This is a genomic window from Shewanella kaireitica, assembly GCF_023284045.1.
GTDB lineage: Bacteria > Pseudomonadota > Gammaproteobacteria > Enterobacterales > Shewanellaceae > Shewanella > Shewanella kaireitica.
In genome coordinates, this window is record NZ_JAKIKQ010000002.1 from 126,736 (window position 1) to 140,526 (window position 13,791).

At 43.2% G+C, this 13,791-nt stretch carries 13 protein-coding genes; 7 read left to right on the forward strand and 6 right to left on the reverse strand.

The window, feature by feature from the left end; genetic code table 11:
- Positions 1 to 135: 135 nt before the first annotated feature.
- Positions 136 to 2,205 carry a M13 family metallopeptidase gene (locus L2730_RS03155; RefSeq protein WP_248973268.1) on the forward strand — a complete coding sequence of 690 codons (2,070 nt, stop codon included), beginning with the start codon at positions 136 to 138 and terminating at the stop codon, positions 2,203 to 2,205.
- Between the two features lie 90 nt (positions 2,206 to 2,295).
- On the opposite strand, the gene L2730_RS03160 is transcribed toward L2730_RS03155, so the two are convergent.
- The gene (locus tag L2730_RS03160; RefSeq protein ID WP_248973269.1) at positions 2,296 to 2,544 is read right to left on the reverse strand and encodes a hypothetical protein; all 249 of its coding nucleotides are present in this window, start codon (positions 2,542 to 2,544) and stop codon (positions 2,296 to 2,298) included.
- Between the two features lie 264 nt (positions 2,545 to 2,808).
- Between L2730_RS03160 and L2730_RS03165 the strand changes: the two genes are divergently transcribed.
- A complete protein-coding gene (locus L2730_RS03165; protein ID WP_248973270.1) occupies positions 2,809 to 3,819 on the forward strand; it encodes an HAD family hydrolase in 1,011 nt (336 codons plus the stop codon).
- Between the two features lie 213 nt (positions 3,820 to 4,032).
- Entirely contained in the window at positions 4,033 to 4,890 is an 858-nt protein-coding gene (yghU, locus tag L2730_RS03170; RefSeq protein WP_248973271.1) for a glutathione-dependent disulfide-bond oxidoreductase, read from the forward strand.
- Positions 4,891 to 4,953: 63 nt separating this feature from the next.
- Here the strand turns inward: yghU and L2730_RS03175 are convergent, their stop codons facing one another.
- Positions 4,954 to 5,190 (reverse strand): hypothetical protein, encoded by a 237-nt coding sequence (locus tag L2730_RS03175; RefSeq protein WP_248973272.1) that lies wholly within the window; start codon positions 5,188 to 5,190, stop codon positions 4,954 to 4,956.
- Between the two features lie 433 nt (positions 5,191 to 5,623).
- Between L2730_RS03175 and L2730_RS03180 the strand changes: the two genes are divergently transcribed.
- On the forward strand, positions 5,624 to 5,812 hold the full coding sequence (locus tag L2730_RS03180) for a hypothetical protein (RefSeq protein ID WP_248973273.1): 189 nt from the start codon (positions 5,624 to 5,626) through the stop codon (positions 5,810 to 5,812).
- 333 nt (positions 5,813 to 6,145) lie between these two features.
- On the opposite strand, the gene L2730_RS03185 is transcribed toward L2730_RS03180, so the two are convergent.
- Positions 6,146 to 6,949: an SDR family NAD(P)-dependent oxidoreductase gene (locus tag L2730_RS03185; RefSeq protein ID WP_248973585.1), complete on the reverse strand. Its 804-nt coding sequence runs from the start codon at positions 6,947 to 6,949 to the stop codon at positions 6,146 to 6,148.
- Between the two features lie 281 nt (positions 6,950 to 7,230).
- Here L2730_RS03185 and gloA point away from each other — a divergent pair, with 281 nt between their 5' ends.
- The 3 genes from gloA to L2730_RS03200 all read left to right on the forward strand — a co-directional run bounded on the left by gloA (position 7,231) and on the right by L2730_RS03200 (position 9,693).
- Positions 7,231 to 7,617 carry a lactoylglutathione lyase gene (gloA, locus tag L2730_RS03190; RefSeq protein WP_248973274.1) on the forward strand — a complete coding sequence of 129 codons (387 nt, stop codon included), beginning with the start codon at positions 7,231 to 7,233 and terminating at the stop codon, positions 7,615 to 7,617.
- Between the two features lie 4 nt (positions 7,618 to 7,621).
- Positions 7,622 to 8,716 carry an alkene reductase gene (locus L2730_RS03195; RefSeq protein WP_248973275.1) on the forward strand — a complete coding sequence of 365 codons (1,095 nt, stop codon included), beginning with the start codon at positions 7,622 to 7,624 and terminating at the stop codon, positions 8,714 to 8,716.
- Positions 8,717 to 8,832: 116 nt separating this feature from the next.
- A complete protein-coding gene (locus L2730_RS03200) occupies positions 8,833 to 9,693 on the forward strand; it encodes a DMT family transporter (RefSeq protein WP_248973276.1) in 861 nt (286 codons plus the stop codon).
- Between the two features lie 64 nt (positions 9,694 to 9,757).
- Here L2730_RS03200 and norW read toward each other — a convergent pair whose 3' ends face one another.
- From norW to cspE, 3 genes are all read right to left on the reverse strand, one after another.
- Positions 9,758 to 10,936 carry an NADH:flavorubredoxin reductase NorW gene (gene norW, locus L2730_RS03205; protein ID WP_248973277.1) on the reverse strand — a complete coding sequence of 393 codons (1,179 nt, stop codon included), beginning with the start codon at positions 10,934 to 10,936 and terminating at the stop codon, positions 9,758 to 9,760.
- Between the two features lie 38 nt (positions 10,937 to 10,974).
- Complete coding sequence (norV, locus tag L2730_RS03210; RefSeq protein ID WP_248973278.1) at positions 10,975 to 12,462, reverse strand: anaerobic nitric oxide reductase flavorubredoxin; 1,488 nt, start codon at positions 12,460 to 12,462, stop codon at positions 10,975 to 10,977.
- A 354-nt stretch (positions 12,463 to 12,816) separates the two neighbouring features.
- Positions 12,817 to 13,029 (reverse strand): transcription antiterminator/RNA stability regulator CspE, encoded by a 213-nt coding sequence (gene cspE, locus L2730_RS03215; RefSeq protein WP_020911253.1) that lies wholly within the window; start codon positions 13,027 to 13,029, stop codon positions 12,817 to 12,819.
- Positions 13,030 to 13,791: the final 762 nt, after the last annotated feature.

The window sequence follows — 13,791 nt, forward strand, 5'->3', positions numbered from 1 at the left end:
CCTCCGATAAATTTTAACTGTAAAACTTAGTAGCAAAACTTTACTAACAATTACCCAGTTGACATTTTATGCCAATTATAGAAGATTGATGCGTTAGAAAACTATAATAACTTCAGCAAGGAAGAGCATAGAACAATGAAAAAATCACTAATTGCTATTGCCTTAGCCACTACCTTTTTAGGTGGCTGCGGTACTTCGGATGTTAACGAAACAGCAACAACAGAAGTCACTAAGACAACTTCAACTAAAGCAGAACTAGGCAGCTTCGGGGTTGACCTTTCTGCACGAAATGAAGCTGTCAAACCTGGCGATGACTTCTTTATGTACGCCAGCGGTACATGGTACGACCATTACATCATGCCTGCAGACAAGACTCGCTATGGCGCATTTACAGGTCTTGCTGAGCGCAGTGAAGAGCAAGTTAAAGAGATCATCGATGACATTGCTAGCCGCAGTGATTTAAATGCTGAAGAGCAGTTAATTGCTGACTTCTACAAATCATACATGGATACCGATACCATCAATAAGCTTGGTATCACCCCGATTCAAGGCACCCTTGATCAGATCTCTGCAATCAAGAATACCGACGATCTGACTAAAGTCTTTGGCCAAGCATGGCTGACAGGTGCAACTTCTCCAATCTCTGGTGGCATGTGGTTTAACCGCCTAGACCCTAATCAATACGAAATGTCGATTGGTGCTGGCGGCTTAGGTCTACCCGACCGTTCATACTACCTTGAAGATAGCGAACGTTTCGTTAAAATCCGCAGCGCTTATGTTAGCCACATTGCGCAAATGCTTGCATTTGCAGGTGTTAAAGATGGCGAAGCACGCGCACAAGCTATACTCGCGTTAGAAACTAAGATGGCAGAAGGCCAATGGCCACGAGAGAAGCGTCGTAACCGTGACTTAACCTTAAACCAAGTTAAGCGTGCTGATCTTGCTAAGCGATACCCAGGCTTTGATTGGGATTTGTACTTCGCTGAAACCGGCTATAAAGTCCCACAGCTGAATATCTCTCAGCCTGATCCTGTTAAAACCATGATTGGACTGGTTAACAGCGAGTCGCTTAAGGTTTGGCAAGATTACCTGACTTTCCATACCATCAGTAACAACTCAGATGTGCTTTCTGAAGATATCTACGCCGCTAACTTTGCATTTTATGGCAAAGAGCTAAGTGGCCAACAAGAGCCTCGCCCTCGTTGGAAACGCGCCATTTCAGAGATGTCAGGCACACAATCATTAGGGTTTGCTATCGGTAAAGTGTACGTTGCTCGCTACTTCCCTGAATCTTCGAAGCAGCAGATGTCAGAGCTAGTTGAGAACTTACGCACCGCAATGGGTCAACGTATTGATGATCTTGACTGGATGGGTGATGAAACTAAAGTTAATGCTCATGCTAAACTTGCCGCTTTCAACCCTAAAATCGGTTACCCAGATGTATGGCAAGAGTTTGATGGATTAGAACTGACCAATAAAGATTTAGTCGGTAACATTCACAATCTACGTGAGTACTTTAAAGCTGATAGCGTTGCAAAAGAGCTAAAGAAAACGGATCGTAACCGCTGGGGTATGACGCCACAACGCGTGAACGCTTACTACAATAGCTCGTTTAACGAGATTGTATTCCCAGCAGCTATCTTACAACCACCATTTTTCGATCCAAATGCTGACGCAGCGGTAAACTATGGCGGTATTGGCGCTGTTATTGGTCACGAAATGGGCCATGGTTTTGATGACCAAGGTTCTAAGTCTGACGCCAACGGCATTCAACGCAACTGGTGGACTGATGCCGATCGCGCTGCATTTGAAGCCAAGGCCGATCAATTAGCCGCTCAGTACAGTAAGTATGAACCTATCCCAGAAAACTTCGTCAATGGCCGCAACAGCCTTGGCGAGAACATTGGTGACGTAGGCGGCCTATCTATGGCTTACCATGCATACAAGCTAAGCCTTAACGGCAAAGAAGCCCCCGTCATTGATGGTGTCACAGGTGATCAACGCTTCTTCCTTGCTTGGGCTCAGGTTTGGAAAGAAAAACGCACCGAACAAAGCATGCTGAATCAACTTCGTGCAGGCACTCATGCTCCAGGTCGTTACCGTGCTCAAGCACCACGTAACCACGATGCATGGTACAAAGCCTTTGATGTTAAACCAGGTGATGCACTTTACTTAACTGAAGAAGAACGTGTACGTATTTGGTAAATGATATGAACATGTTGGTATAAGAGAATAAAAAGCCCCGCTTATGCAAGCGGGGCTTTTTTATTCAGGACGGGACAAGCAGTTAAAAGCTTAATGCTTGCCTTTCACGCCATGGCGTACCATCTCTTTACCAGTGACAAAAATCTCATCAGTGATCCAACGGGCATGTAATAACTTATGGTTATTATCAAAAACGGCGACAAAGTGACGCCCATCGGCGTTGTTAGTTGCCATTCCAACACCTTCGACCCCAACGAGTCCTAGACCGCCATTTTCAACTGATAGTAGGAATGCTTCTAGTTTATCTAAGCTATCAATCACACTTTGTTCATCACTCATATTACTCTCTCTTCACCTTGCCCAAACTGTGCATACTGCAGCCTGGTTAGAATTGTCATATTGGCGCCATTTTAACGCGTCTATAACTAAATTTGCACTGAGTTAATGGTAAGTCAGAAAAAGTTTGACTTTTATACGGCAAAGCAACTTGATTTAATAGCTATTTCCAGCTTTAGTTACTGTCAACAAACTAGCAATTTTACCTATTCTTTTGGGCAGTTATATCTGTTTAACTGGGATGACACTAAACTTAAAGGACCTTTTATGAAGCTCAAATATCTGTCTTTGCTCCTTATGCTTACACTATCGTCAACCTCAGCGCTGGCAGTAACTTGCCATTCCAATACCAGTGCACTGCCATCATGGGCAAACAGTGAGCGCAGAAGTGCAATTGAAGAGTTTGTCAAAGAGGTCACTAATCCCAATAGCCCTAAGTTTGTTGCCGAAAAAAACCGTATCGCAGTATTTGATAATGATGGCACGCTTTGGTCAGAACAACCTATGTACTATCAACTGGTTTTCACTTTAGAGCAGATTAAAGGACTTGCGAGCAAGCATCCGCAGTGGAAAACCCAAGCCCCTTTTAAATGGGTACTAGAAGATGATATGGAATCTTTAATGAAGGCGGATCACCATGCCTTACTGGAGCTACTGCAAGCCACTCATTCAGGTTTAACTGTGGAAGCATTTCAGCAGATAGTGCACAGCTGGGTCACTAAGAGTAAAAATCAACGCTTCAACCGCAGTTATATCGACATGACCTATCAGCCAATGAAAGAGATGCTGACTTATCTAAAAGCCAACGGTTTTACTAACTACATCGTCTCCGGTGGCGGTAGTGACTTTATGCGCGCCTGGACCGAGCAAGCTTATGGCATTCCCGCTGAGAATGTTATTGGCAGTAGCTTTGGGTACGATGTAGTAAAAGTAGGCGATGATACGGTGATAGTGAAAAATGGCGAGTTAGTTTCAAACAATGACAAACAAGTAAAAGTTGAAAATATTCAGCGCATTATTGGCAAAAAACCCATACTAGCGGTAGGTAATTCAGACGGCGATCATGCCATGATGCAATGGAGTACCAGCCAAAATAATCCAAGTATGGCAATGATAGTACATCACACCGACAGCGAACGAGAGTGGCAATATGACCGCGACTCATCCATTGGCCGTTTAGACAAAGCACTCGATGAGGCTAAACAAAAAGACAACTGGCACTTAATTGATATGAAAAATGACTGGTGTACAGTATTTGGTGTTACTAGCGGTGAGTAAATAGCCCTATTTACAGTAACAGCTAACAAACCAAAGAAGGCTTCAAAGCCTTCTTTTCTAAAATACTAAGCCGTCATTTTTACGTGACAAACACGCTGCATCCACCCTTAGACTATGTAGCACTTTCTCATGACGAATCTTTATACCCTCAATGCTTTTAAAAGAATGAAATAGCCCCATATTAATAAGACAGCTAAACACATAGGAATTGATATGAGCAAGCAATACACTCCAGCAAAAGTTTGGACCATGGACAGTGAAAATGGTGGCGAGTGGGCAAGCATTAATCGCCCAGACTCTGGCGCGAGATATGACAGAGCACTTCCTGTAGGTAAACACCCGATACAGTTGCACTCGCTAGCAACACCTAACGGCCAGAAAGTGACAATCATGCTTGAAGAGTTACTTGCAAAAGGCGTATCTGGCGCCGAATACGACGCATACCTCATTAATATTGGTGACAGCGATCAATTCTCATCTGGCTTTGTTGAGATCAACCCCAACTCTAAAATTCCAGCGCTGATTGATAACTCAGGCAATAGCGCAATCAATGTATTCGAATCAGGCAGCATTTTACTTTACCTTGCAGATAAATTTGGCCACTTTATACCGACAGAGATAGCTGCTCGCACTGAAACCATGAACTGGTTATTTTGGCTACAAGGCTCTGCGCCATACTTAGGCGGTGGATTTGGTCATTTTTATGCTTATGCACCTGAGAAGTTCGAGTACCCAATTGACCGTTTTACCATGGAAGCTAAACGCCAACTCGACGTACTCGACAAACAATTAGCGAATAATGAATATATTGCAGGTAAAGACTACACTATCGCAGATATGGCGATTTGGCCTTGGTACGGTAATTTAGTGTTAGGTAAACTTTATAACGCGGCTGAGTTTCTTGATGTTGAAAGCTATACCCACGTGCAACGCTGGGCAAAATTAGTCGGCGAACGTGCCGCAGTAAAACGCGGGAAAATAGTCAACTGCACTTGGGGTGAAGAGTGGCAACAATTAGCTGAGCGTCATAGCGCAGCTGACATTGATGAAGTATTAAAGAAGCAACCCTAAAGCTTATGGTGGTAAAACCTGCGCGCTTGGGTCGAGAAAGTATTACTCGCTCCGGGCGCGTTGTCATTCAGATTGATTACGCTCTACTTCACGCCGCACAAGTATAAAGGTAAGGTACATTTTGGTTGGCAGCGACAGAACCATGCCAAGGGCGATACACATGGCGCTAATGATAATTCCTGTTACGCCCATGGCTTCCACAGCCTCACTAAAGTTATGGAAATAGATCCCTAGCAGAATCAGACAGAGACCAATAGAAATAGAGGTTTTTAGCAGTAAAATCAATTTTGCATCTGTCACGCTCAGCCTCCTTTAGTCATCATGCTGCTCAGTTAATCGACCTTATCATTCAATATTGAATCTATTTAGTCCGCAACGCCTTGATACAGATCAAACTGAAAAAGTTAATGTAGTAAAAGCTCATTAAGCACGCTAATTTTTCGCTCAGCTCCCAAAAGTTAAACCCACCACAGTATGCCTATAAAGTAGTATTTTCAGCCATGTTGATATTAATTATCCGTCACTATTAGCGATAAATAGGGTTTATCACTGTCGCAATCAGTGCTAATTACAGCAGCGTTGATGTAGATCAATAAGCACCTACGCCTTTTCGGGTCATATAATAGTGAACCAGATCACAAACAGGCGCATCGATAATGATGCAGTACTCACAAAAGTTGTGATTTAAAGCCTTACTAGAAATGAAATGAAATGTAGAATTTAGAGGTGCACGATGGAGCTACTACCCAATTGCTATACAGATCTTTGCGTCAATGGAAAATGGTTCCACTATGATCACGGGGAAAGCTCGGTGTTTATGCTCAATGGCAGCAAACCTTTATCGTTTGAGCTTGAGTCTCTGCCAACAACAGAAGATGAGCTCGAATCACATTTAAGCCAAATTGCCGCGAACCTAATTTAAACCAGTCCCTGCAGATTCTATAAAAATGGGCCTCTAAGGCCCATTCCAATATAATACCAATCGCTATAAAGATTTGGTCGCTCAGCGAGAGTTTAGCGGTTTTGAGGCAAGGCAATGAGTGAAGTACATAGTTATTCTAGGTTCAAGCTCATTAACGCAGCATCAGAGCCGCTAAAACTCGCCTATAAGGAGTGTTTTTGGCTTGCTACTTCGGTGTTGGATAAAGGCAAAAGGGAACAACCATTCTGTCAATGATCCGCCTTGAATTAGTTCACCAAAAAACACTCGGAGTAGACCAACTACTTATGCCGATTGGTATAAGTACTCAGCGAGTTAATTTGCGTAACTCACCTTTGATAATATCTGTTTCATCGTATCCATCAGTAACATGACTTTAGTGTCATCTAGCGCATCATTATGAGGGCTACTAAAACGCCCAGTATCATTATCAAAATACAGCCCTGCTGCAGCTGAAAACTCATCAGATAACGCTGCTCGGCAAAGAATATCAACGCCAATACTCAAGTCTCCACCCGCAACACCAAAGGCATCTTTAACCATCTTACTGCCAAGCATAGAAGCGGGATTAACCGATACAACTATCGGGCCCGTTGTTTGTAACTCAAGCCCCAATGCCCGCGACCACATGGTTATGGCTAACTTACTCTGCGCATAAGCCTGCCCATCAGATAACACCTTATCACCAGCAAGCGCTTTTAAGTCGATACTCGCTTGAGCCGCAGATGACAGATTCACCACGCGACTGTGCTTACCGAGTAATGGCAACAGCTTTTGGGTTAACAAATACGGCGCAAATGTGTTTACTGCAAATCGTAGATCAAAGCCGTCTTTTGTCAGCACGCCAGAGCCGCCATATACACCAGCATTATTAATAATCACATCAATATGCTGATGCCGTTGCTTGATGTTATCAGCAAGTGCAGTCACGTCGCTCATAACAGATAGGTCAGCAATATAAGACTCAGTGCTTCCATTCGCCAATTGCTCGGCTACGGCTGCTAACTTGGACTCGCTACGCCCATGGAGCAATACATGATGCCCTTGAGATACCAAGACTTTTGCGGTTTCAAGGCCAATACCGTCGGTAGCGCCAGTGATTAAAATTGTCTTTGTCATCATTCGCCCTTTTCTATTTCACTAGCCACAAGTCTACATCTAATTACAGATATTGATAATCGGCCTACAAGAGTACATAGCTTCAACCTAGCATTGAGAATTAAGTCTGAAACAGATTCATCACCCGCAAGTCATTACATAAAATTATTAAATACATAAAAAATGATAATTTCAAATCTCATGCGACTCCCTGTAAATTTCCCTCATCGAATACAGATCATCAAGCGCACAACTCACTCTGTTTATATTCAAGTTCAGTGATGCGTTTCTAAGGGCCATTTATGAAGTTTTTACACACCATGTTAAGGGTTAAAGACCTTGAGAAATCAATCGCTTTTTATACCAATGTACTTGGCATGAAAGAGCTTGAGAGAACTGAAAATCAGCAATACCGCTACACTTTGGTGTTTGTTGGTTTTGGTACTCAGGCAGACAGTACAACTATTGAGCTGACCTACAACTGGGATACTGATGAGTATGAAATGGGTAATGCATTTGGCCATATAGCACTCGGTGTGGAAGATATTTATGCTGCTTGTGACAACATTAAAAACCTTGGCGGCAACATCACCCGCGAGGCCGGTCCTGTAAAAGGTGGTTGTACTCATATCGCCTTTATCACTGACCCTGACGGCTACCAAATTGAACTTATTCAGCTAGGAGAGTAATACGATGACAGACTCGCTATTTCAACCAATACAACTTGGTAAACTAACCCTAAACAATCGTATTGTTATGCCCCCGATGACTCGCTCTCGTGCCAGCCAACCGGGTAACACAGCCAATCAGATGATGGCCAAGTACTATGCACAAAGAGCATCTGCTGGACTTATCGTTGCTGAAGGCACTCAAATATCAGCAATGGGTCAAGGCTACGCGTGGACACCTGGGATCTATACCTCTGAGCAGATTCAAGGCTGGAAGCTCGTCACTGATGCTGTGCACAACAATGGCGGCACTATCTTTGCTCAGTTGTGGCATGTAGGCAGAGTCACCCACCCAGATAACATTGGTGGCCAACAACCGATCTCATCGTCAGCCTTAAATGCAGAGAACGTTAAGGTATTTATCGACAATGGTAGCCAAGAGCCAGGTTTTGTCGATGTCGTTGAACCAAGAGAGATGACTAAAGCTGATATTGAGCTGGTTATTGGTCAATACCGCCAAGCTGCACTCAATGCGATTGAGGCTGGTTTTGATGGCATTGAACTCCATGCTGCAAACGGATACCTAATCAACCAATTTATCGACTCAGAAGCTAATAACCGCACCGATGAATATGGTGGTTCTATAGAAAATAGACTGCGCTTTATGGGCGAAGTGGTTGCGGCTATGACAGAGGCTATTGGTGCTGATCGCGTTGGTGTGCGCCTTGCGCCATTTACTTCACTAAATGGCACTGTAGATGCGACTCCTGAAGAGACCTACACAGCTGCAGCAGCGCTGCTAAACTCACTGAACGTGGTTTACATCCATATTGCTGAAGTTGATTGGGACGACGCGCCAGACACACCAAAAGCGTTTAAAGCTGATGTCCGCCAAGCTTACCAAGGTGTGCTGATCTATGCCGGCCGCTATGATAGTGACAAAGGTGCTATGGCGATCGATGATGGAGTGGCAGACATGATTGGTTTTGGCCGTCCGTTTGTTGCCAACCCAGATCTGCCTTCACGTATTCAACATGGCTACCCATTAGCCCCCCACGATCCAAACACTCTGTTTGGTGGTGCAGAAGCTGGACTTACCGATTACCCCGAGTACAGCTAAAACTGAAGTTTAAGCACGTTGCCAAGTCACAAACTTGGCAACGATTGCTAGCCGCCAAACCTCACGTCCTTTAGCGTAGTGGTTTCTGCCATAGCGTTAATAAAGAAATCCTATCAATGACCAAATTAGCACTGCGTGGCGAACTGTTACTGCTGCTGGCAACTCTTCTCGCCGCTTTCGGCTGGGTTGCATCAAAGCAGATCATCTCCGAAGTACCAGGCAGTGTATTTATTAGCGCACGCTTTTTACTCGCTAGCCTCATCCTATTGCCTTTTTGTTTTAATCACCTTGTTAAATTAACCGCTAAACAGCTCATTTCAATATCCGCAGTCGGTATGATATTGGCAGCTTGTACTCAAATATGGGTGTATGCGATTTCAATCTCTAGCACGCTATCTGAGGGAGCTTTTATCATGAGTTTGGCAATGATCATTGCGCCATTTACCTCATGGTTATTATTTCGAGTAAGACCAAATCGCGCTTTCTGGTTGGCTCTACCAATAGCGGTAATAGGCATGATGCTGCTAACACTGACCAACGGTTGGCAAGTAGAACAAAGCCAATGGTATTTCTTGCTAGCATCAGCACTTTTATCACTACACTTTGTTTTAAATAAACGGCTAACGGCAAGCATCAAGCCACTCACTTCAATAAGCCTACAACTATTTGTAGTCGGTCTTGGTGGAGTACTTTCACTTGCGCTAAGCCAACCAGAAGCATTTGAAGTAAGCAGTCAAACCTTGATGTGGTTTATTGCATCAACGGTCATAGCGACCTCTTTACGCTACCTAATGCAAACTACTGGGCAGTTCTCTGTGAAAATTGAAACCGCTTCGCTAATTATGATCTTAGAACCTATTTGGACGCTTATCCTCAGTATTGGGTTACTTGGAGAGGTACTTGAGCCACAAAAACTACTGGGGGGAGGAGTAATTTTATTGTCGTTATTTGTCTACATTAGGGGCTCTAATAGTTGAAAAATATGTAGAGCGAGCCATAAAAAAGGTCGCGAGTGCGACCTTTTAAACCTAGAGACCCGCGTTATACCGCCGAGACTTTTCTTAACAGCGAAAATGCCTGCTTAGCATTTTCATCCGTGACCACAAAACCTGTCATATTGTTTAGCTCATCATAAGCTTCTGCGATGACACCTAGCTTATCAAACCCAACTTTCCATGAAGAGTTTGCACTAAAGTGCCCACCCAATTGAATAGGATATGAAGGCGTTTTAACTTTCACCATCATAGGTGGGAATGTAAGTTGCGACATTTGACCTAGCAGTTGCTTTGCCAGCGCATTCGCACTGAGAATAATAGGTTGTAAGTATGCCATTACTTTGCCATTGATCTCAGCGCAATCACCTAAAGCATAGACATGCTCGACAGATGTTTTTAATTGACTATCGACCACAATCCCCTGATTAACCGCAATCCCAGCTTGCTGCGCTAACTGAGTATTTGGCCGTAAACCAGCAGCTGATATCACACAATCGACTTCAAAGCGTCTAGCTGCACTTGTCGTTACAGTCAGCTCTTGTTTCTTCAACTCCGCATCATTTTCGATTAGTGAGTTAGCAGTAGAAAAGTCAATTGTGCTCACTGTATCATTTAGCGCAAGCGTCATTCCAGCATCAAGCAAGGTGCATTCAAGTTTCAGCGCAACAAAATCGGGGGCAACATTCGCAAGCAATCGACTGTTTGGCTCAACCACTATCACCTCTTTCCCGCTGGCTTGCAGATCCATCGCGAGCTCTGTACCAATCAAACCTCCGCCCATTAGCAATATTCGAGTAGCATGACTTAAGACCGCTTGCGAACCACGATACTCAGACAAACTATTGAGGGTAATAATACTGTCTTTGCCTTCACCTTTAATAGGCGGTACAAAAGCGCTAGCGCCCGTGGCAAACACTAACTTAGCGTAATGATAAGTTTGACCAGCAGCATTGACACTCTGCGTTTTAGTGTCAATGCTATCGACTCGGGTATTAGTCACTATTTCGACTTGTTGCTGCGCCGAAAAGTCCGCAGCAGATAGCAATATCAATGCATCGGCATCTTGCTCTTTTGAGAAGACATGACTTAAATCGGGCTTGTTATATTCATCACCGTTATCGGCTGTTATCACTAGAATCGGCAGCTCTTTGTCTTGTCTGCGAATATTTTTTATCAATTGATAAGCGGCAAAGCCGCTACCAATGATCACAACTGGTGCAGTCATGATTAAGTCCCCTTAATACCATTCGGTATAATACGTCTCTAGCCGTTATGCTCAACAAACACATCTTTACCCAAGTTGCACTCAGGGCAGAGAAAGTATTCAGGTACGTCAGCCCAAGTGGTCCCCGGTTCAATCTCTTGGTTTGGTTCACCTTTAGCGGGATCATAAACCCAATTACATACTGTGCAGATCATGCATTGGCAATCAGTAGGGTGCTCAGAAAGCGCCACCTCTTCAGCATTTTCTGATACAGGCTTAGCTGTTTGAGCAGCAGATTTAGGCTCAGTGTTAAGCGTTGTATTAGCAAGACTAGCAACGGTAGTAAGCGGTTGTAGTGCCCACAGCTTCGCAATTTGACGGCCATGTTCACGACATTCACGCATCGCTTTGCCATCAGGTCGCCATTTGGTTTTAAGACCCAATGCAGTTTCAAAGCCAGCATCCATTAAGCGAGTGTTGATCCGATCGACAGCGCCACCATTCCAGCCATAACTGCCAAATGCAGCCGCTTTTTTACCTCTGAACCTAAGGCCTGTGATCTCTTCTAACATGCCAGCTATTTTTGGCATCATGACATTGTTCATGGTTGATGAACCGACAAGCACACCTTTAGAGCGGAAAGTGTGCGATAGAATTTCATTCTTATCGTGTTTAGAAACATTAAACACTTTTACCGCGACACCAGGGTCAACATCATGAATACCTTGGGCAATAGCATCTGCCATCATACGGGTGTTATTCGACATTGAATCATAGAAAATAGTGATCTTGTCTTCTTGGTAGCTGTCTGCCCATTCGAGATACTGATGAATAATCTGAGTCGGGTTATCGCGCCAAACAATACCGTGAGCAGTTGCAATCATGTCCACTGGCACGTTAAAGCTCAACACTTCATGAATTTTGGCGGTAACTAGGCTGCTGAAAGGGGTAAGAATGTTGGCGTAATAACGCAGGCACTGCTCTTTAAGCTCATTTTGATCAACCTCATCATTAAACAAATGCTCATCGCAGTAATGCTGGCCAAAGGCATCATTACTAAACAGGACTGCATCTTCTGTCATGTAGGTCATCATGCTATCAGGCCAATGCAGCATTGGCGCTTCAATAAAGATAAGTTGTTTACCATTACCGATATCAACACTATCACCGGTTTTAACGATCTTGAAGTTCCACTCAGGGTGATGGTGATGACCGACAATAGAGTCCACTGCCGCTTCAGTACAATAGATCGGCGTGCCTGGTATTTTCTGCATCAAGGCAGTTAACGCGCCTGAATGGTCTTCTTCAGCATGGTTTATCACAATGAAATCGATAGTATTAAGGTCAATTTCCATCTCAAGGTTTTGAATAAACTGATGACTAAATCTATGATCAACGGTATCGATTAATACTGTCTTCTGCTCTCGGATGAGGTAACTGTTATAACTGGTACCGCGGGTCATTTTATATTCTGTGCCATGGAAGTCTTGTACTTCCCAATCGCGTTGGCCGACCCAGTGGATGTTGTTTTTTACATGAATTGTCATTAGCTACTACCTAAAAGATTAAATAAATTTTTAATTTCTAAGTTGAGTAATTGCACTAACCGTGCCAGATATGTAATCAATTGAAAGAGCTAGGTATGTATAAAAAACAGACATAACAATAGTGTCTTTATAACAGCAACGTGAACTGTCAAATAGACAACCGTAGTGTCTTAAAGACAATACTTAGTAAGAGTCTTTATGACAAGAAGAAGGAAGAACAATAATATCAGACTGCGCTAAAACGCAAAAAGCGAACCTTTCGGCTCGCTTTTCAAATAATCAAGTAAGGTAAACCTAACTTAATTATCTCAAGTGACTCAATTAGTCTTAAGACTGTTTGAGTCGACTTTCAACTTAGATAGCAACTACGTTAGCTGCTTGTGGGCCTTTTTGGCCTTGCTCTAGGTCGAAAGAAACTTTTTGGCCTTCAGCAAGAGTTTTGAAACCGTCTGAAGCGATTGCACGGAAATGTACGAATACGTCAGCGCCGCCATTGTCTTGAGTGATGAAGCCAAAACCTTTGTCTTCGTTAAACCATTTTACGATACCAGTAGTTGAATTAGACATTTTTTGTCCCTTATATAATTAAAAATTAATAAATCTATCGCGAAATTGCGATGTGCTGAGAGCTTGAATTATTAAATGTGACGATGAAGCTAAGGGAAACACTATGGATAACAACGATAACGCAGTAATCAGAGGCTTACTTTTACTTGATGGTTCACTAATAACTCTGAATGCCAGAGCAAGGCGTACTTTACAGCAGTCAGGGATATTGTAAAGGTTTAATTTATGTAAAAAGAGATCACAGCGGCGCTTTTTCGCTGATGCTTACAGCGTCGGGTAAAAGAATCTACCTTACAATTAATCGTTTAAAAAACGAACAACCACATTATGCTCTAGTTGATATTTTTAATCTAATACAACATTCAAACATATTTCAGATAGACTCATGCTGATAAGTTGAACAGCTAACCGCTTTTCGGAGCACGGTTTTGAGCGGCATTATAGCAGTAGCATTTGATACTGGGTCATGCTGCCATCACCTACAGTCAGTGATTTGGATCGGAAAACTATCTAAGAAAAGGTTTTACTGCTGCCGATAGCGCTAATATTTTCAAGTAATACGGTACCAATTAACAATGGAATAAAGACCACTAGGGATAAGTATGTATAGAAGAAAGCACGAAAACCAGCTGTTTTGTAAGTGCAAACACTGTAACTCTGAGGATGTAGGTATAACGTTTTCATTTATCCCCAACCTACTGTCATACCCATTAGGCCTATGTTTACTGACTTTAATGGGTATTCAACCATTTCCGGTGAAAC